Below are 18,247 nucleotides of genomic sequence, written 5' to 3'. Positions count from 1 at the left end.
AAGGGCATCTTCTTCATGCCACCTTCCTCCTTCTGAAACGGCGGATGGCCAATTCATCCGCCGTTTTCAGTTTGCACGTGGACGATGAGTAAACTCCATTTTTTCACACCAATGTGTGGTATCGGTGACTGTGCGCCGGTGAAGGTCCGACCTTTGTTCCCGGCCGCGTCCCTTTGCAGCTTTGCCCTGGGGGCGATCTGTGCGACATGATGGGGCGTTGAGACGACAAGCCGGATCTCCGGCACCACTTTCCTGAACCGCATCGGCGTGGATTCGTTGTTTTCCTACGGCAATCTGGGTGCGTCGGACGATGCGCCCGGTCAACCGCCGGCCACGGCGCTCGAAGCGCTGCGGACGGTGTTCGGTTACGACTCCTTCCGCGGCCAGCAGGCCGACATCATCGACCATGTGGTGCGCGGCGGCGACGCGCTGGTGCTGATGCCGACCGGCGGCGGCAAGTCGCTGTGCTATCAGATCCCGGCGCTGGTGCGCGACGGGGTGACGGTGGTGGTGTCGCCGCTGATCGCCCTGATGCGGGATCAGGTGACCGCATTGCGGGAACTGGGCGTGCGCGCCGCCTTCCTCAACTCCTCCCTCGGCCCGGCCGAGGCGCGGGAGGTGGAGCGGGCGATGGTGCAGGGCGAGATCGATCTCGTCTACGTCGCGCCGGAACGGCTGGTGACGCCGCGCTTCCTCGACCTGCTCGACCGCACCCGGCTGGCGCTGTTCGCGCTGGACGAGGCGCATTGCGTGTCGCAGTGGGGGCACGACTTCCGGCCCGAATATCTGCAGCTGTCGATCCTGCACGAACGCCACCCGATGGTGCCGCGCATCGCGCTGACCGCCACCGCCGACGTGCAGACCCGCGCCGAGATCAAGGACAAGCTGGGGCTGACCGACGCCCGCGTCTTCCTGTCCAGCTTCGACCGGCCCAACATCACCTACCGCGTGGTGCCGAAGAAGAGCGAGCGCCAGCAGATGCTGGCCTTCCTGCGCGACAACCATCCGGAAGACGCCGGCATCGTTTATTGCATGTCGCGCAACAAGGTGGAGGAGGTCGCCGCTTGGCTGAATCAACAGGGCCGCGAGGCTCTGCCCTACCATGCCGGGCTGCCCGCCGAGATGCGCGAGGCCAACCAGGACCGCTTCATCAAGAGCGAGGGTCTGGTGATGGTCGCCACCGTCGCCTTCGGCATGGGCATCGACAAGCCGAACGTCCGCTTCGTCTGCCACCTCGACCCGCCCAAGAGCCTGGAAGCCTATTATCAGGAGACCGGCCGCGCCGGCCGCGACGGACTGCCCGCCAATGCCTGGATGGCCTACGGCATGGCCGACGTGGTGATGCTGCGCCAGATGCTGGAGCAGTCGGAGGCGGGCGACAGCCACCGCCGGGTGGAGCGCGGCAAGCTGGAGGCCCTGCTCGGCTTCTGCGAGACGTCGGACTGCCGCCGTCAGGTGCTGCTGAACTATTTCAACGAGACGCTGCCGGAGCCCTGCGGCAACTGCGACACCTGCCTGGACCCGGTCGAGACCTGGGACGGTACCATCGCCGCGCAGAAGGCGCTGTCGGCGGTCTACCGCACCGGGCAGCGCTATGGCGCCGGCCACCTGATCGACGTTCTGGTCGGTAACGCCACCGAGAAGGTGGTGCAGCAGAACCATGACCAGTTGAAGACCTTCGCCGTCGGCAAGGACCTGACCAAGGTCGAATGGCAGTCGGTCTACCGCCAGCTTGTCGCGACCGGGCTGCTGACCGTCGATCTGGAAGGCTATGGCGGTTTCCGCCTGACCGATGCCGGGGTGGCCGTCATCAAAGGGCAGCGGGTGGTGAAGCTGCGCAAGGACCCGGTGCTGGAACGCCGCCGCGGCGTCCACGACGCGCTCCGCCGCCACACCGCGCGGGGCGGGTCGATCGGCGGGAGCGGGGAGGGCGTGTCGCGCTCCGGCGCCCGCGGTGCGCTGTCGGCAGCGGACGACGCGCTGTGGCATGCGCTGAAGGACTGCCGGACGGCTCTGGCCAAGGCGCAAAGCGTGCCGCCCTATGTGATCTTCCACGACAGCACGTTGCTGGAGATGGTGGCCCAGCGCCCCCGCGATCACGCCACCTTCGCCCATCTGCCGGGGGTCGGCGGGCGCAAGCTGGAACGCTACGCCGACGCCTTCCTGGAGGTGATCCGGCAGCACGGCTAAGGCTTTCGGGCGCATGGCAGGTTTGAGGACGGGTGGCCGATTTTTCCGAAATTCACCGCTTGCATCCCACGAAGCACCTCGCTATGTTCCGCGCCACAACGACGCCGCAGTAGCTCAGGGGTAGAGCAACTGATTCGTAATCAGTAGGTCCGGGGTTCAAATCCCTGTTGCGGCACCAGTTTCTAAGGCCCTGAAAGCAAACAGCTTTCGGGGCCTTTTCATTTCCGGCGGATGCCGCATTTTCCCACCTGCAAAATCTGCGTTTTCCCACTTGCTCGTTTTCGCCGTTCCGACGGCGTTCCGAGCTTTTCGGCTCATGGTTGCGCCTTTCGCTTGTTATGCACCGACATTGACGACAATCCCGTAGTATTTGTACGTTTAATCCGTGATGGAGGCCAAGTCGACGGAGACTGCTTTTATGAAAATCAATAAAATGACGGTAACCATATGTTTGATAATGGCATAACATTAGTAGCATGTCTAAGCGAGCACGCAATTTCATTGAATTCTGAAGGCGCCTTCAGAGTCACAAACAATACTAGGCCGCAAATTTAATTGCGTTTTTTAAAAGGTGTTTCAAATTCTCATCATGATTACGTAATTTTCATATTTCGTTGTTATTCTTAAGGTCTACCCTCTCCTCCAATCAACAAATTCCCTGGGGCCGGCGTGTCCCAGTCAGAGGAGGTGGACGATGGCATTCCAAAATCTCAAGATGGTCTACAAGGTGCTGGCGACCTTGCTGGTCATGGCGGCCCTCGCGGTCGGTCTGACTGCCAACGGCCTCCTCCAGCTGGACCGGCTTGACCGGCGCTACACCAGCCTGCTTGAGCAGGATTCCACCGTAGCGATCCAAATCGCCCGTACAACATCCTTGCTCAACGAGATCGGCCGGCTCGTCTATATGATGATCGTCGAGGAAGACGTTTCTAAGATGCGCCGCCTTACGGATGCCGTCGACAAGCAGGCCGCCACTTTGAAGGAGCGGATCAACCTGGCAGCCAAGGCGCAACCGGTCTTGGCCGACGAAATGCGGCGTGAGATGGAGGATTTCGAGGCGCTACTGGCCCTCGGCCACGAGGCGGAGCGGATAGCACTAACCAACGACGACGCTCGCGCCAAGCTCTTCATGGAGGAACGCTTCAATCCGAAGTTCCAGGCGCTGCTGGACAAGCTCCGCTCACTCATCGACCAGACAAACACGACAATGGAGCGCAGTTCGGAAGAAGCGACGCAAACCTTCCATACCGCCCGGCTGTGGACGCTGATCATCGCGGTGGCCGGCCTCGCCGGTTGTTTCGGTTTGGGCATCGTCCTGACCCGCCGCACCGTGTCCGAACCGATCCGGCAGTTGACCGAGGCGATGCGCAGTCTGGCCGGGGGCAAGCTCGACCAGACCGTCACCGGCCAGGAGCGCGGCGACGAAATCGGCGGCATGGCCAATGCGCTGCAGATCTTCAAGGATGGCCTGATCCAGGCCGAGCGGCTGTCGCGCGAGCAGGCTGCCGAGCAGGCCACCAAGCTGCGGCGGGCTGAAACCATCGACCGCCTGATCCGCGGCTTCGAGGACAGTGCCGCGGCGGCGCTCCGCACCGTGTCGTCGGCCGCTTCGGAACTGGATGCCACGGCACAGAGCATGGCGGCGATGGCCCGACAAACCAATAGCCAAGCCAGCGTAGTAGCGGCGGCTGCCGAGCAGACGAGCGCCAATGTGCAGACGGTCGCCACCGCGGCCGAGGAGATGGCAGCGTCGATCCGCGAGATCGGCGATCAGGTGACACGGTCCACCCACATCGCCGGGCAGGCGGTGGACGAAGCGGCCCGTACGACCGGCACGGTGCGCGGGCTGGCGGAAGCGGCGCAGCGGATCGGCGACGTGGTGAAGCTGATCACCGACATCGCCAGCCAAACCAACCTGCTGGCGCTGAACGCCACCATCGAGGCGGCGCGTGCCGGCGAAGCCGGCAAGGGTTTCGCCGTGGTTGCCAGTGAGGTCAAGAGCTTGGCCACCCAGACCGGTAAGGCAACCGAGGAGATCGCCATACAGATCACGGCGATCCAGGAAGCCACCCAGGGAGCCGTGCAGGCGATCGACGGGATCAGCGGGACGATCAACCAAGTCAACGACATCTCTACTGGCATAGCCGCCGCGATTGAAGAGCAGGGCGCCGCCACGGCCGAGATTTCCCGCAGCGTCCAGCAAGCCGCGTCGGGCACGCAGGAGGTATCCGGCAGCATCACCCAGGTCACTGAGACTGCCCGGGAAACTGGAGCGGCCTCCACACAGGTGCTGGGCGCAGCGGGGGAATTGGCCAGACAGTCGGAAACCCTTAGGCAGGAAGTCGAGACCTTCCTCAGCGCGATTAAGGCGGCATAAGAAAACCAACATCGACGCCGCCATTGTCCCGGATGGCCGTTCAAACCACGACGGTCATCCGGCCGATGGGTCGGGCCCTTCAATCTTTCAAGAGCCGGATGCACTGCTTTAAAAAGTGTTTCTGTTTTACGCTTTGCTCTTCTTCTGGCGCTTTTCCTGTGCCGCTGCCGCCATGCGATCATCGGGCCGAACATAAACGGCGACCACTCCACGGGACCGGTGGCCAGTGACGGCGCGGATCTCGTCATCGGTGGCGCCGGCCGCGCCCAGCTCGGTGGCGGCGGTGCGGCGCAGGTCGCGGAATTGAAGCTCCGCCGGCAGCTGGGCGAGCGCACGGATCCGGGCGAACTCGTGGCCGAAGTGGAATTTCTGGTACGGCCGGCCTGTCGCCTCGCTGACGATCACCTGCACGGCGTCGCGCTTCACCTTCCCCAGCAACGCCTGCATGGACGGCGTTACCGGCACGCGCAGGGCATGCTTGGTCTTGCTCTGCATCAGGCTGAACGCCGTGCCGTCATAGTCCGACCATTTCAGCGCCAGGATGTCCCCCTGCCGCTGGCCGATGTCCAGCGCCAGCCGAACCGCGAGCGCCAGTGACTCCCGGCCGGCCTCGATGGCAGCGGCGCAGAAGGCCTCGACCTGTTCCGGCGTCCACACCTGCGTGCGGGCCTGCGTGCCGATCAGCCGCATACCGTCCGCCGGCGACACGTCGATCATGCCGCGGTCGCAGGCATGGCCCAGCACGATCCGCCAGACCCGCATCACCGCATTGGCGGTGGCGAGGCCGGACTTCTTTTGCACCGCCTCATAGCCCGTCACCAGCCACGCCCTGGTGATGCTGGGCACCAGCTTGTTGCCGGCCACCTTTTCGATCCGGTTCAGCAGGAGCCGGTATTCGTGCTTGGTCTTCGGCGCGAGCTTGGCGTACTGCGGGGAGGCTTGATACTTCGCGATGAGGTCGGCCACGCTGTTCGGGAGGATCGCGGGCTGGAGGCCGGAGCGGCGGACCCGCTCGGCCTCGACCTCTGCGTTCAGCTCGCGAGCGCGGGCAATCGCCTTGTCCGTGTCATCGCCCAGAGCTTCGTCGCTGAAGCCCAACGACTTGACCGCCGGGGTGGTGCGCCAATACCAGCGCCCAGCCACCCGCTTCATGCGCAGGACCGTCAACTCCACCTTGCCCATTCGTCAGCGCCCGCCGCCGTGCCTGTCGTGGATGAGTGTTGCACAAGCCCGCTGCGCTCGTCCTGCCGTCTGTCCAGCAGCAGCCGGTCCCACAGCAGGCGGGCGGTGCGCCGGCCTGCGCCGCCGCGGCGTTCAGGCTCCGGCCAGCGGCCTTCCTCGACTTCCTTGGCGAACTGGCTGGGCGAAACACCGACATAGCTTGCCGCCTGGGCGCGGCTGAGCATGCGTGGCCAGTACGGCAAGCCTTCGAGGTGAGAGACTCGGGCGGCCAAGGCTCACCTCCATCCGGCAAAGGGCGACGGTCACGTTCGGCCTCCCGTGTGCGGGTCGGCCAGCGGGACGGCCGGCAGCGCCCGCGTCGGCCCGCCATGCGCCAGCAGGTAGGCGATGGGGGAGGGCACGGCGACAACCAGCACGGGGAAGACGGCACGCGGGTAGTGGGTGGGGATGTCCACGCTGTAGACGCCGGGGGCGAGGATGTCGCAGACGACCGGGACCTCGCCGACGGCGAGGATGACCAGCCGCTCGCCCTGCCGGAACTGGATCCGGCGGACGTCGGCCGGGGTGTCGAACCGCGCAGCGTGGCACACCTGCCAATCCGTTGCTTCGAGGGTGGAGATCACAGCAGTTCCTCCCGCGCCAGTTCGGCGCAGTCGCGGTGATAGAGCGCGGCGGATAGCAGGCGCTTGCGTCGGAAGGAGAGGGCGGTTTCCCCGGCCTCCAACTCGGCCCGGCCGGCTTCCTCCAGATGCCACTGGACGAGGCGGACCCCGGCCGCGGTCTCTTGCCCTGCACCGGTCATGTCAGTTACTCGCCCGATTGGTCGGGAACCCGCAGCCATTGGTGCGGCGTTCCTGGCCCAGGAAGGACAGCACGGCATTCGGCGCTGTGTAGGTCTGGAGGAAAAGACGGACCAGAGAGGTGAGCGGCAGATCGTCGGTGTGGAACCGCTCATGCACGGCGCTGATCAGGACATCGCGGTTCGCGTACCCTTCCGCCTCCGCGATGTGATCCAGCAACAGCCATGACGTCACGTCGAGCCGCATAGATGTCCGATGTACCGTCCAACGGTTGTTGACCACCACGTTGTAAGTGACCAACGGCGTCGCGCCCTTCTTGGGCAGCGCCGGAACCATGTGCCGCAGCGTGCTCTCCAGCTTTTCGGAGTGCGACGGCGCAAAGGATCGGTCCATGGATACGTTCTGCGCACCGGCACGACGCTGAAGTGGGACCTTAATGGAGACGTCCATCATCCTTTACCTCGTGCGTGATTCGACGCACATTGTCCGAATTATTTTCGGACAGGTCAACGGCTGATGGGCGGAAAAACCGAAAAATTTTCGGACACGCACAGGGTGAGGTCGTGGCTCAACCCGCTACCTTCCAAGGTCATTCTTCAAGTTTTCAGATTGGTGTGCTAATGTATAAGTATCATTGAGTCGTAATCATGCATTGGAAAATCTTTACTATCTCTGGACTGCTAATCTATTGCTTGGCTCGGGATCGCTTTCCGATAAGTCACTTCTTTCGCCAGAGGGGGAAGATTGTAAGTCGAGATCCTTCAATCTGGTGCCTAGCGAAAACTCTAATCCTTTAATCTCGCCGTCATAAATCCAATCTTGTGTTATTCCCCAACGCTCTTTTAGCGTGGAGATATACCAAGGCCTGACGAGAGCTTTTCCTCTTTCCCAAGAAGACAGCACGTCTTCCGAGACATTTGTAAGCTGGGCAAATTCCCGACCAGTTACATACCCCAACGCTTCGCGGGTGGCTCGCAATCTGCGTCCGGCCGCGACCGCGTAGGCCTTTTCTGATTTGGGAGGCATAGATTCCGATTCCATCAGTGAGATGGAATCATCCCCGACATCGCCGGGAACCTTGTCCGAAGAATTCCCGTTGACTTGTCCGAAATATTTTCGGACTGTTGGTGCATGCTCACGCACGATCATGTCATATCCGCTTTCGGTGGCGGCACGAACATGGCAGCGGCCTTGGAGGCCGAAGGCAGCCCTGTTGATCGTGAAGCCGTCTACAAGTGGCGGAGGAACGGAATTCCACCGCGTTACTGGGGGATTGTCGCGCGTGCAGCTTCTCGTCTTGGCCTTCAAGGCATCACTCGAGAGGCGCTGGAAACCGCTCAACCATCCAAAGGACCGCGAGTGCGGCGTTCACGCGCTCTTCCTGCGCTGTCGATCAGCGGATAGCCGGGGAGACGTATGCTCATGTGCGAAGATCACCAGTTGTTTATCGGGGAAGCATCGCTCGTATTCCGCGCTCTGCGCAACAGCCAAGCTCATGGGCTGCGACCGGCGGTGACGCCTGAGAAGTTAGGTGCTGGCCGATTGCTTTGGTCAATCGGGGGCCTCCCGAGTTCGTCCTCCTTTCAACCTGTGTGGTCCCGCTCCGCATGGGCCTTCGGTTCGCTCCCGGTCTTCCCTTGTCCGTGGCCGGGATGCGATCGCGGCCGGCGCCAGTTCCAGCCGGCGCCGGCCGCAGCTCTGTTCCTGGGGAGGCGTGATGGCCGGGCTTGATCGATCCCATCTGACGCCTGCCCAGTGCGCCGTCCTCGATGCGTGGCCAGCCTTCGAGGCTGCGGCAGCGGTGAAGTGGGCGACCGTCGACAAGGTGGTGCGGACGCTCTGCAACGCGCAGTCGCTGGCCGAGCTGAACGACGGCGAAGCGGTCGAACTGGCAGCGCTCCTGCGCCGTGGGACGGCCCGCTTACAGCCCCTGGCATCGGTCCGGACGGCCACCAACGCCGCTGTCACGCGAGAGCGCGAATGACCGCCCGCGGGCGACCGTTCCGCCTGCGAAAAGATCCGAGATCCATCCACATCACCGGGAGCCATGCCGCAGTGGCGGTGTCGCCCCTTTGCGCCGGCCGGCGGCGCGCTGCCGTGCGAGGCCCGCCGGCAGACGGAGCGGTCGTGGCTGCGACCGCCCCGGAGTCTGCTGCTGCCGATGTCAAACAGGTTGCGCTCTGCGTGGCGGCTGCCGCGCGAGCCCATTGCCGTCTTCGACCAACGAAAACTAGGTGCGTCATGCCGTTCATGGAAGTCAGCCAGATAGGCCGGAATGGCGCACGGAAGTATGGGTCCGGGAACATGAGCGTCACCGCCGCATCGATCCACTTCGAACGTGCCGTGCCGGTGCCGCTGTTATGCTCCCCCCGCTGTGGTCGAATATTGCGGCAGCCTGCATTCCCTCACACAGCGGGGGCGGCATGATCCAGGCGGACAAGCGTTCCCCCTTCTATCTGCTGCGCGAGCTGTTCCAAGACGCGCTGGGCTTGGCGCCCGGCCTGACCGACAAGCGCCGGGTGCTGGCGCTGCTGCTGGTCAGGCGCAGCGACGAGTCGATCTTCACCCGCTGCGGCGAGCTGGTGGCGTGGATCGGCGCCGACAAGCTGGCGCGGGCCATGCGGTGCGACCGCCGCACCGTTCAGCGTGGCCTGTCCTGGCTACTGGGTGCCGGCATCATCGAGGTGGACCGAAAGGGCGGCGGGCGTGCCCGCTCCACCCGCTACCGCTTCAGCAAACAGTGGCTGGGGGCGACCGCCGTCCAACTGGAAAACTGCGGCATCGCCGACGCCTATGGCCTGCCCGACGATCTGTTCGCCGTAGCAAACGGCGGCACCTATGCCGCAGTTGCCGCCCGGTTCAGCGGCGAAACAGCGGCGGACGGGTGGCAGGGGGCGGGGGAGGACAGCCGAAACAGCGGCATGGCCGCCGCAGTATCGGGTGCAAACAGCGGCATGCTGGGCGGCAGCGCGCAGAACAGCGGCGCGGATGCCGCTATATCCGGGCAAAACTGCGGCGCGTTTTCGGACGGCAACGGAGAAACTGCGGCGCTGGCGTCCACAAACTGCGGCAATTCAGCCGGAAACTGCGGCGCAGCTCTGCCGCCCGAAATAGATCTAAATAATAGAAATAGAGGGGCGCGGGCGGTGAAAACTGCGACAGGCCAGAATCCTGACCGCCGCCAGCGTCACCTCCCCCTTCCGATTTCCGGCGGACGTTCTGCGGCGGATGAACCCCACGGCTATCCGGGGGCGGAGCGGAATCGTGGCTGGCGGCCGAGAATCGTGCAGAGGGCGGCCGAGATTCTGGGCGACGCCCAGCGCGCGGCCTTGGCGGTCGAGTGGCTGGAGGATGCGCAGAAAGAGCGGCTGCGCGACGGCTACCGGCCGACGCCGGAAGAACTGGGGAAGTGGCTGGGCTGGGCGCTCGACCGGGCGGACCAGGGCAGTGACGCGCCGGCCGGTGGGTTGCCGCCGGATCTGGCGCAGGCGGTCCAGCTGGCCGCCCAGCAGGCCGTGCGCGACGTGCTGCCGTCGATTGTCCCCACCCTGATCCAGGCGCTTCAGCAGCAACTTCAGGGTGGCGGCGCCGGCACCGTGGCGGCTTGAGAAACGGCGGCATGGTGCAGCAGCTCGCGCAAGGCGGGGAGGGGGCAGGGATGGGCGCTTCGGTCGGAGGGGGCAACGGAAACGGCGGCGCGCTGCGGCGGGGCCGGCGGTCATGAGCCGGGCCGGCCAGCAGCTGCCCCTGGATCTGGGCGTGCCGCCGCGCACCGCGCGACACCGGCCGGTGCAGGTCCAGCCGGAGGAGCCGGGCGTGTACCGCGCCGTGGAGGCGCTGCGCGCGGCCGGGCTGCGGGTCTACCGGAACGGCGCGCTGCATCTGGTCGACGGCAAGCTGCTGACCACGGCGGAGCTGATGCGCCTCTTCCACGCCCAGCAGCGGCGGGAACAGGGCAAGGCCGACCGCTGAAACAGCGGCAACGAATCGGGTGTCGCTATTCCGCCGACAGAGCGGAGCGGCGGCGTGGGGAAACGGGAAAGTGTTCACGCGTGAACACTTTGGGGGCTGGAACATGAAGACGATCCTGGTGGTGCAGGGGAAGGGCGGCGGGCCAAAGACGGCAACCGTCCGCAATCTGGCGGTGGCGGCTGCGACGGTCGGGCTGCGGGTGGGGACACTGGACACCGATCCGCAGGGCAGCCTGACGCACTGGCATAGCCTGCGCCCGGCCGACGTGGCGGCGATCGCCGGCGAGCAGCGCGTGCTGGGCGAGGTGACCGAGCGGCCGACGCCGCAGGGCCTCGACCTGCTGGTGATCGACACACCGACCGCGGTGGAGTTCTTCCCCGAATCGACCGCGCTGTTGTTCGACGCGGCCGATCTGGTGCTGGTGCCGGTGCGGCCGGGCCCGGAGGATCTGGTCAGCATGCAGTCCATGCTGCCCTACCTGCACAGCCGGCGCCGGCCGATGCGGCTGCTGTTGAGCCAGATCCAGCCGCGCCTGCGCGAGACGGCCGACGCGCGGGCCATCGTCGCCGGCATGGGCACGCCGGCGCCGGTGGAGATCCCATTGCTTCAGGAGGTGCCGCGCAGCTTCATGGCCGGCCTGGGCACGGCCGAGATTGCCGGCACCCGCACCGGCCCGCTGTTCCGCGACCTGTGGGCCTACCTTTCCGCCGAGATGGGAGCCTGACGATGGCACCGACCGCCCGCAGCCTGGGAAATGCCCGCCTGTCGATGCTGGCCAAGCCGCGCACCCTGACCACCCGCGCCGAGTTCGCCGCCGACATCCGCCGGGAATGGACCAACGCGCTGGAGGCCACCGTTGCGGTGGGCCGCCGCCTGAACGAGGCCAAGGAGGCTCTGCCGCACGGCGAATACGAGGCGATGGTGACGAACGACCTTCCGTTCAGCACCTCGACCGCCCGCAAGCTGCGCGAGATCGCCGCCTTCGTCGATGAGGGCAAGGTGCCGCTGGACCGGCTGCCGGAAGCGATGGGCACCCTCTACGCCATCGCGACGCTGCCGGACGAGACGCGCCAGCAGGCGCTGGAACAGGGGGTGATCCGACCAGAGGTGACGCGGGCCGAGGTGGCGGCGCTGAAGGTACCGGTGCTGCCGGCCCAGACGGTGGTGACCGTCGCTCCGCCCGCGGCGCCGGCGGCATCGCCACCAACGCCCCGAGAGTCACGCTTCGCGGCAGCGCTGTCCCTTCCCTGGCACACGGATCCAGCCGATCCCGGCGCTATCACCATCGAACTGGATGGTGTGCGCCGCTTCCTGCTGGTGATGGTAGCGCCGGATCCGGCGGCCGGCGATATCGTCGGGCATGTGGTGGACCTGCATAACGCTTCATTGGAGGGTTGAGCGATGCCCTTGGGCACGGACCAAGCATTATCGGTCCGTCTCCGCCAGCTGAAGGTCCTGCTATCGGAGGTGTTTGCGCGGGAGTCTTGGAAAGTCGCCATGCAGGGTCCAGGCAATATCTGTCCAACCGTTGATGCCACCTGTATCGTCTCCTATGTCTCTTGCCGGCGTGTGAACTGGGAGACCATCCCCAGTGCCGAGTTGGAGGCGTTGTTGACCGATCTGGTCGCTGCTGATCGAGTATTCTACTCGCTGGTCGTTTTGACCTTTTTTCGACGTTATAGATCTGTTGCCGCCGCCAATCCGTTGGGAAGAGCTGGACGCGCTGCTGGTACCCTGCCGCAGCGTTTTTGATTGACTTTGAATAACCATATTCGCGGCGATGCTCATTGGTGGTACTTTGCAAACAAAAGGAGTATGGTTGACATATGGGTTTTTGCCATATATTAAGATCAGGATCATCCTATGGAGTGGAGAATGTCATGGTCATGAAAAAGGTTACGGTTAACCTTCCTGAAGAGCAGATAGAGTTTTTGCAATCAGTTGCAAAAAAGGAAGATCTGTCTTTCACAGACGTTCTGCGTCGTTCCATTAACTCTGAAAGGTTCTTTGTGGCCCAAGAAGTGAGTGGAAATAAGATCCTTGTTGAAGACTCTTCGAATAGAGTTCGTGAAGTTTTTCGCAAGTAGCTTCCTCGGCAATAGCAGATAGAACTAAATTATCTTTTCCTCTCGCTGTTGAGGTGAGGATTATTGTGCCTGAGTTCATCAGCCTAGTGTCGGGATATTCAAGGCGCGAGATCGCTACATTAGGAATTTCGATCTTGCGGGTTGTTCCAAATGATAGCTCTGTCTTGTGAATTGTTCACAAGCTGCAGGGAATATTTCATAAAATCTGCCGAGGCAAAGTGAAATGGACGATGATAGCAAGCCTGGAGGAGCAGGCACCGGCACCGGCACCGGCACCGGTGCAGGCACAGGCGGGCAACCGCGTGACCCGTATGATTTTACAGCAGATAGTGTATCTCCGATCGCATCTCCTGTTCCGGCGTCTTACGACTCAAGACCAGGGGAGGATGGTGCTCGAAGGTACATAGCATTTTCTTTGATTGGAATTCTGGCCGTCATCATTTATGAGATTTTCTTCATGCTTCACCTTGGAAGAATTAAGGTGGATGAAGTTAAAGAATTTGGAGTCATTCTTGGGCCGATTATAACGTTAGTCTCTGCTGCTACCGGATTTTATTATGGAACAAAATCATCAAAAGACCGCAATATTGATTGCGGAAGTGGTGTAAAAAATCATCGTGAGGTTGTTCCTCTGTCATGAATGTGGTGGATAGGATATGGCCATAGCGCTGCGGCATCGCTTTGCGATGCCGCAAATGATTGAACCATTGCCGCTGGCCGCCGCCTGAACGAGGCCAAGGAGGCCCTGCCGCACGGCGAATACGAGGCGATGGTAACGAACGACCTGCCGTTCAGCACCTCGAACCGCCCGCAAGCTGCGCGAGATCGCCGCTTTCGTGGACGAGGGGCAGGTGCCGCTGGACCGTCTGCCGGAAGCGATGAGCACCCTCTACGCCATCGCCACCCTGCCGGACGACACCCGCCAGCAGGCCCTGGACGCCGGCACGATCCACCCGGCGGTGACAAGGGTGGAGGTGGAGGCGCTGAAGGTGCCGGCGGTGATGCCGGCGACGGCCCGGCCGGTGGAGAAGGGGGCTGCGCCTGTCCCAGCGCCGCCGCGCGAGTCACGCTTCGCGGCAGCGCTGTCGCTACCCTGGGCATGGACCCGGCCGATCCAGGCGCCATCACCGTCGAACTGGACGGCGTACGCCGCTACCTGCTGGTGATGGTCGCGCCGGATTCGGCGGTGGCCGACGTTGTGCGGCATGTGGTGGAACTGCATAATGCGGCGCTGGAGGAATGGCGCAGGCATTCCGAACCACTCACTGCTGGCCCAAAGCCGCCTGCTTGGCTCCGACCAAGCAGGCGGCGGATTGTCACTTGCGCACACCGCTATGCGCGACAAACCGAACAGACGTGTTGTCCGCCTTGTAGACCGTCATGCGGGCGCCGCGGAACACGATGTCGGTGGGCCCTGCGGATGAGACCGTATAGGTCAGATCCTGTTGGAAGGCCGGCCTCGCCATCTGATCCACGAACTCTCGATACGTGATGTTCAGGGTGTTGCCCGAGATGCCGTTGTAGAGGAGTTCGTACTTGAACCCTTTTCCAGAGCTGTTGAGCTGCGTTAACTCGTAGCCGACTGGCGGCATCGGCTTGTCGCCCCAGTTGTCAGCGAGTGCCGGTATAACTGCCTCGAGGCGTTTGTCGTTGTCGCGGTCGAAGAAGCAGGCGTGGAAGACCGGATTGCCGAAGATGTTGTAGATGATTGGTGTCGTCGAGCAGTAGCTCAACTGTTTGTCGATCCGTGACTCGACGAGCGTATAGCCGGCCGGGGCTTTGATCGTCATGGCCTGGTAGCCAGTGTTCAGATCGTCGAGAAGGACAGCGCCGTTCACGGCCCGGTAGTCAAATTGCCCGAACATTACGTCGCCGACGCTTACGACCGTGTCCTTCCCGAACTCAGTCGTCTGGCCGACGTTATGGCGCGCCGGGGCGACTTCAATCGTCGTGCAGCCGGTGGCCAGCAAAGCCATGGAAAAAACTACAGCCGCTCTAAGCATGAATTTTTCTCTTTGCATACTTGTCTCGCGGGGCGCGTTAACGTTGAGCATTCGGCCTGATATGCGCCGAAAAAGCTTTGGCGCAATTACCATCTTCCGGATTTCTGTTCAATGGTCATTCAACCAGGGGCGGCTTGGAGCGGGAGTGGCGCTCTGAATGGGCCGTGCCGCTGTCAGGCCTGCACCACCGGAACTTCATCCAGCTTTGTGGTGTAGCTGGGCGAGCGCTGGTCCTGACGCATGTGCCAAGAGCGGCCGATGGTCGCCGCCGGCACCAGGGTGTTCCGTCCCATCTTGGTGTTGACCGCATCAAGCGCGGCCATCAGCTTCGCGCCGCGCTGCCGATCGGCGACCTGCAGCAGGTCGGGCTGCACCTTTCCCTCCGGGATAAGGCCGGTCAGGATTACGCCAGCCTTGCTCATGTCGTAGCCGTCACGCCAGATCCGGCGGGCGCCGGCGGTTGCAGCAGCAATCAGCTGGAAGGTGTCGCTGCTCGCCGGCTGCACCTCCACCGTCACTGCACTGCTGTAGCTTGGACCGGGGCGGAATGGCGAGGTGTGGCAGAATACTTGGACGGCTTCGGTCGCGAGCTTTTCCGTGCGAAGCTTCTCCGCCGCCCTGGTGGCGTAGGTGGCAACCGCCTCGCGCATCTCCTCCCACACCGTCACCGGCTGGCCGAACGAGCGCGTCACCGCGATGGTCTTGCGTGGGCTGGGCGCCAGGTCGAGCGGCATGCAGGCGATGCCGCGCAGCTCGTAAACCAGCCTTTCACCGGTCACCGTCAGAACCTGGCGGGCGAGCCGAGGGTCGAGGTCGCGCAAGTCGGCCGCGGTATGCACGGACAGCCGCTCCAGCTTCTCGGCCGATCGCCGGCCGATACCCCACACTTCGGCGATTGCCACCCGCGCGAGAATTGCTTCCCGATCGTCCGGGTTGGTCAGGTCGCAGACGCCGCTATCATCTCGCAAGGCTTTCTTGGCAGCGAAGTTCGCCAGCTTCGCCAGCGTTTTGGAAGGGGCGATCCCGACACAGGTCGGAATGCCGGTCCAGCGCCGTACCGTCCGGCGGATATCGGCGGCATAGGCGGGCAGGGAGCCCGTCATTCCGGTCAGATCGAGGAACGACTCGTCGATCGAATAGACCTCCAGAGCCGGAGCAAAGCCCCGCAGGCAATCGGTCACACGGGCGCTGAGATCCCCGTAGAGGGCATAGTTGCTGGACAGGATCCGGACATTGTGGCGGCGGACGAGGTCGCGCACCTCGAACAGGGGTTGGCCCATGGTGACGCCCAGCGCCTTCAACTCGGCCGACCGGGCGACGAAGCAGCCGTCGTTGTTCGACAGCACGCCGACCGGCACCCCCTCCAGCCGCGGGTTGAAGACCCGCTCGCAGCTCACATAGAAATTGTTGCAGTCCACCAGGGCGAAGGTGCTGGCCATCGTCAGCCCCGGTGGATCCGGATGGTCGCGCTGACGACGCCCCAAACTTCGAAGTCGAGACGATCGGTGATGTCGATGACCTGATACGCGCGATCGTCCGACTCCGGGGCGAGGTAATAGCGCCCGCGCCGGATCAGCAGGCGCTTGCACACCAGCTCGCCATCCAGCACGGCAACCACGACGTCGTCATGCCGAGCCGTCAGGCTTCGGTCGACGATCGCCAAGTCCCCATCGTGGATGCCGGCGCGCGTCATGCTGTGGCCACTGATGCGCAGGGTGAAGGTGGCGCTGGGGTGCGGCACCAGCACCTCCGCAAGATCGATGCGGCCTTCGACATAGTCGGCCGCCGGGCTGGGGAAGCCTGCCGAGATCACGGCATCGTATGAGGCAATTGGGCACGAATGCATGTAGACCAATTGCGGCTCGCACATGGCTTCCTCCTTACTGCTGACACTGGCCGTCAGGATGGCGCTGCATAAGAACTTTTCAAGAACATTGATCGGTTGACAGCGGTTCCATGGGACCATGCTGGGGAAAAGCAACAAAAAATCCTGTCCGCGCAATTTGTCGCAAGGAATTGGTAATCCTTTTGGGCAAACAATCCTAACGACCCTGGTGGATGTGTGCCGCCGGGTGGTCGCCGGAGGTCGCCCTATGCCTGCCAATGATTCCAAGCTGATGCCCGTTTTCCTTGCCTATGAGGCGTTGGGCAGTGGCGACGCTGACCATATCGAGGCCTTGCGTGGAAACTTGGAGGAGGTCCTGGTCAAGGGCGACATCCTGACGCCGCAAGACCTCTTCGCCAAAGCGCGTTACCTGCAGCACACCGGCCGCATCGACCCGGGACAGATTTCCATGGAAGCCCTGGACACGCTGGTGGTGGGCATCGGCATGTTGTTTCCTGGCGCGCTGTGCCAGCCGGTGGCCGTGCCGGCTGCAGCCTGATCGGGGGCATCGTGGCCTTAGCCTTTGCCCGCTGCGACACCCGCCGGCGCCTCGACCTCGAAACCCTGGTGACGTGGGCGCTGCGCGACCAGCAGGCCGACCGCGTCCAGTCCGGCCTGTTCGACATCGAGGCCGTGGCGAATGACCATGGGTGGGACCGCAGGGCGTGAGCGGCGACGGCGTGGCCGAGCTGCTGCGCCGCCATGAGACCGGCGACCGGGTGGACGGCGGCGGACCGGTGCGCGGCATCGCCGTGACGGTCCATCCCGATGCCGAGGCGGTGGCCAACGCGGTGGGGTGGCTGGACTCGTGGCAGCGGCGCCTCGTCCGTTACCACGGGCGATCCGGCACCCGGCCGGACTGGCTGCCGCTGGTGCCGGCCATGGTGGCGGTGAAGCGGCCGAGCGAGGCGCGCGGCCGATACCGGCATGTCACGGCCGAGCGGTGGGAGTTCGTGCCGACCCGCTCGGAACTGGCCAAGCGTTCTGTGCTGCGCGGCCAGTCGCTGTTCGATGCCCGTGGGCAACGCCGGATCGTCGAGGAAGAGCGGGGATTCCATTTCCGCAGCTTCGGCGATGGGCGCCGGCAAGTGCAGGTAAAATGGTGCCCGCTGGAGCCAGCCCACAGCGATGCCGAGATCGTCGAGGCCAACACCGATTATGCCGGCTGGCATGCCGGCATGACGGCGCTACTAGAGCGGATCGGCGGCTGGGGCCTGCACGATCATGTGCTCGCCGGCTTTACCGCTCCGGCGACGCCATGGGAATATAGTCCTTGACGAAGGGTCGATTCCTTGACAGGGTGAGCGGGACGAATTGCGTGTGAAGGAAGGCCCGCCCGGCAGCTGCCGCGGCGGGCCTTCTGCTGTCCGGGGGCTGGCCATGCGGACCGAATGGGACGGCGTGCTGTGCCTTCAGCTCGGCCCGGTGGATCGTCATTTCGCCGTGCGCATCACCTACCAGGGCGGACCCTTCCGCGCCGACATCGAGGCGATCGAGATCCGGACCGCGCAGGGCTGGATCCGGGCGCCCTGGCTGGAGGAAGACCGCAAGCTGCGGCGCTTCCTCCGCACCAAGAGCGAGGTCGACCGGGCGGCACTGCTGGCGGAGCCGAAGGTGGCCGCGACCATTCCCGGCGTCGTCATCGAAGGCGGGGACGATGCCTTCTTCGTCAAGCCGCTGATGGTCGGAACGCCCTGAGTCCTGAGCTTGCGAAAATCGGCATTATCGCAAGCTGACCCCTGAAAAACGGC

General features: G+C 63.8%; 25 protein-coding genes and 1 tRNA gene. 17 read left to right on the top strand and 9 right to left on the bottom strand.

Annotation, left to right across the window (positions count from 1 at the left end):
* Nucleotides 1-267: 267 nt before the first annotated feature.
* The 3 genes from recQ to ABNQ38_RS21880 all read left to right on the top strand — a co-directional run bounded on the left by recQ (nt 268) and on the right by ABNQ38_RS21880 (nt 4,567).
* Nucleotides 268-2,190 (top strand): DNA helicase RecQ, encoded by a 1,923-nt coding sequence (gene recQ / locus ABNQ38_RS21890; RefSeq protein ID WP_377808025.1) that lies wholly within the window; start codon nt 268-270, stop codon nt 2,188-2,190.
* Between the two features lie 103 nt (nt 2,191-2,293).
* Nucleotides 2,294-2,368 (top strand) — tRNA-Thr (locus tag ABNQ38_RS21885).
* Between the two features lie 516 nt (nt 2,369-2,884).
* On the top strand, nt 2,885-4,567 hold the full coding sequence (locus ABNQ38_RS21880) for a methyl-accepting chemotaxis protein (RefSeq protein WP_377808024.1): 1,683 nt from the start codon (nt 2,885-2,887) through the stop codon (nt 4,565-4,567).
* Between the two features lie 126 nt (nt 4,568-4,693).
* Here the strand turns inward: ABNQ38_RS21880 and ABNQ38_RS21875 are convergent, their stop codons facing one another.
* From ABNQ38_RS21875 to ABNQ38_RS21850, 6 genes are all read right to left on the bottom strand, one after another.
* Nucleotides 4,694-5,749, bottom strand: a complete 1,056-nt coding sequence (locus ABNQ38_RS21875) for a tyrosine-type recombinase/integrase (RefSeq protein WP_377808023.1) — start codon at nt 5,747-5,749, stop codon at nt 4,694-4,696.
* The gene (locus ABNQ38_RS21870) at nt 5,731-6,021 is read right to left on the bottom strand and encodes a hypothetical protein (protein ID WP_377808022.1); all 291 of its coding nucleotides are present in this window, start codon (nt 6,019-6,021) and stop codon (nt 5,731-5,733) included. Before ABNQ38_RS21870 ends, ABNQ38_RS21875 begins: the two co-directional genes overlap by 19 nt.
* 30 nt (nt 6,022-6,051) lie before the next feature.
* A complete protein-coding gene (locus ABNQ38_RS21865) occupies nt 6,052-6,372 on the bottom strand; it encodes a hypothetical protein (RefSeq protein ID WP_376958153.1) in 321 nt (106 codons plus the stop codon).
* Nucleotides 6,369-6,551, bottom strand: coding sequence for a hypothetical protein (locus ABNQ38_RS21860; protein ID WP_377808021.1), 183 nt, complete (start codon nt 6,549-6,551; stop codon nt 6,369-6,371). The genes ABNQ38_RS21865 and ABNQ38_RS21860 overlap by 4 nt, the downstream gene beginning before the upstream one ends.
* Before the next feature lies 1 nt (nt 6,552).
* Nucleotides 6,553-7,002, bottom strand: a complete 450-nt coding sequence (locus tag ABNQ38_RS21855) for a ribbon-helix-helix domain-containing protein (RefSeq protein WP_377808020.1) — start codon at nt 7,000-7,002, stop codon at nt 6,553-6,555.
* A 213-nt stretch (nt 7,003-7,215) separates the two neighbouring features.
* Complete coding sequence (locus ABNQ38_RS21850; protein WP_377808019.1) at nt 7,216-7,698, bottom strand: helix-turn-helix domain-containing protein; 483 nt, start codon at nt 7,696-7,698, stop codon at nt 7,216-7,218.
* Between ABNQ38_RS21850 and ABNQ38_RS21845 the strand changes: the two genes are divergently transcribed.
* The 10 genes from ABNQ38_RS21845 to ABNQ38_RS21800 all read left to right on the top strand — a co-directional run bounded on the left by ABNQ38_RS21845 (nt 7,681) and on the right by ABNQ38_RS21800 (nt 13,774).
* The gene (locus ABNQ38_RS21845) at nt 7,681-7,953 is read left to right on the top strand and encodes a carph-isopro domain-containing protein (protein ID WP_375731234.1); all 273 of its coding nucleotides are present in this window, start codon (nt 7,681-7,683) and stop codon (nt 7,951-7,953) included. The two genes, ABNQ38_RS21850 and ABNQ38_RS21845, sit on opposite strands and share 18 nt — an antisense overlap.
* A 313-nt stretch (nt 7,954-8,266) precedes the next feature.
* On the top strand, nt 8,267-8,533 hold the full coding sequence (locus ABNQ38_RS21840; RefSeq protein ID WP_377808018.1) for a hypothetical protein: 267 nt from the start codon (nt 8,267-8,269) through the stop codon (nt 8,531-8,533).
* A 439-nt stretch (nt 8,534-8,972) separates the two neighbouring features.
* Complete coding sequence (locus ABNQ38_RS21835; protein ID WP_377808017.1) at nt 8,973-10,157, top strand: hypothetical protein; 1,185 nt, start codon at nt 8,973-8,975, stop codon at nt 10,155-10,157.
* 112 nt (nt 10,158-10,269) lie between these two features.
* Nucleotides 10,270-10,521 (top strand): hypothetical protein, encoded by a 252-nt coding sequence (locus tag ABNQ38_RS21830; RefSeq protein WP_377808016.1) that lies wholly within the window; start codon nt 10,270-10,272, stop codon nt 10,519-10,521.
* 103 nt (nt 10,522-10,624) lie between these two features.
* Nucleotides 10,625-11,245, top strand: a complete 621-nt coding sequence (locus ABNQ38_RS21825) for an AAA family ATPase (RefSeq protein ID WP_377808015.1) — start codon at nt 10,625-10,627, stop codon at nt 11,243-11,245.
* A gap of 2 nt (nt 11,246-11,247) precedes the next feature.
* On the top strand, nt 11,248-11,919 hold the full coding sequence (locus ABNQ38_RS21820; RefSeq protein WP_377808014.1) for a DUF3102 domain-containing protein: 672 nt from the start codon (nt 11,248-11,250) through the stop codon (nt 11,917-11,919).
* A 213-nt stretch (nt 11,920-12,132) separates the two neighbouring features.
* On the top strand, nt 12,133-12,273 hold the full coding sequence (locus tag ABNQ38_RS21815) for a hypothetical protein (RefSeq protein WP_377808013.1): 141 nt from the start codon (nt 12,133-12,135) through the stop codon (nt 12,271-12,273).
* 128 nt (nt 12,274-12,401) lie between these two features.
* Nucleotides 12,402-12,608 carry a hypothetical protein gene (locus tag ABNQ38_RS21810; protein ID WP_377808012.1) on the top strand — a complete coding sequence of 69 codons (207 nt, stop codon included), beginning with the start codon at nt 12,402-12,404 and terminating at the stop codon, nt 12,606-12,608.
* Between the two features lie 223 nt (nt 12,609-12,831).
* Complete coding sequence (locus tag ABNQ38_RS21805) at nt 12,832-13,248, top strand: hypothetical protein (protein ID WP_377808011.1); 417 nt, start codon at nt 12,832-12,834, stop codon at nt 13,246-13,248.
* A gap of 196 nt (nt 13,249-13,444) precedes the next feature.
* Nucleotides 13,445-13,774, top strand: a complete 330-nt coding sequence (locus tag ABNQ38_RS21800) for a hypothetical protein (protein ID WP_377808010.1) — start codon at nt 13,445-13,447, stop codon at nt 13,772-13,774.
* Nucleotides 13,775-13,924: 150 nt separating this feature from the next.
* Here the strand turns inward: ABNQ38_RS21800 and ABNQ38_RS21795 are convergent, their stop codons facing one another.
* From ABNQ38_RS21795 to ABNQ38_RS21785, 3 genes are all read right to left on the bottom strand, one after another.
* Nucleotides 13,925-14,584, bottom strand: coding sequence for a hypothetical protein (locus tag ABNQ38_RS21795; protein WP_377808009.1), 660 nt, complete (start codon nt 14,582-14,584; stop codon nt 13,925-13,927).
* A gap of 200 nt (nt 14,585-14,784) precedes the next feature.
* Nucleotides 14,785-16,050: a Y-family DNA polymerase gene (locus ABNQ38_RS21790; protein WP_377808008.1), complete on the bottom strand. Its 1,266-nt coding sequence runs from the start codon at nt 16,048-16,050 to the stop codon at nt 14,785-14,787.
* A 2-nt stretch (nt 16,051-16,052) separates the two neighbouring features.
* The gene (locus tag ABNQ38_RS21785; protein WP_377808007.1) at nt 16,053-16,592 is read right to left on the bottom strand and encodes a LexA family protein; all 540 of its coding nucleotides are present in this window, start codon (nt 16,590-16,592) and stop codon (nt 16,053-16,055) included.
* Nucleotides 16,593-16,704: 112 nt separating this feature from the next.
* Here ABNQ38_RS21785 and ABNQ38_RS21780 point away from each other — a divergent pair, with 112 nt between their 5' ends.
* From ABNQ38_RS21780 to ABNQ38_RS21765, 4 genes are all read left to right on the top strand, one after another.
* A complete protein-coding gene (locus ABNQ38_RS21780) occupies nt 16,705-16,995 on the top strand; it encodes a hypothetical protein (RefSeq protein WP_377808006.1) in 291 nt (96 codons plus the stop codon).
* An 11-nt stretch (nt 16,996-17,006) separates the two neighbouring features.
* The gene (locus tag ABNQ38_RS21775; protein WP_377808005.1) at nt 17,007-17,165 is read left to right on the top strand and encodes a hypothetical protein; all 159 of its coding nucleotides are present in this window, start codon (nt 17,007-17,009) and stop codon (nt 17,163-17,165) included.
* Nucleotides 17,162-17,773, top strand: coding sequence for a hypothetical protein (locus ABNQ38_RS21770; RefSeq protein ID WP_377808004.1), 612 nt, complete (start codon nt 17,162-17,164; stop codon nt 17,771-17,773). The genes ABNQ38_RS21775 and ABNQ38_RS21770 overlap by 4 nt, the downstream gene beginning before the upstream one ends.
* 103 nt (nt 17,774-17,876) lie before the next feature.
* The gene (locus tag ABNQ38_RS21765; RefSeq protein ID WP_377808002.1) at nt 17,877-18,194 is read left to right on the top strand and encodes a hypothetical protein; all 318 of its coding nucleotides are present in this window, start codon (nt 17,877-17,879) and stop codon (nt 18,192-18,194) included.
* Nucleotides 18,195-18,247 lie beyond the last annotated feature (53 nt).

Source organism: Azospirillum sp. A29 (assembly GCF_042604625.1).
Classification (GTDB): Bacteria; Pseudomonadota; Alphaproteobacteria; order Azospirillales; family Azospirillaceae; genus Azospirillum; species Azospirillum palustre.
This window is presented reverse-complemented; position numbering and strand designations above follow the sequence as displayed.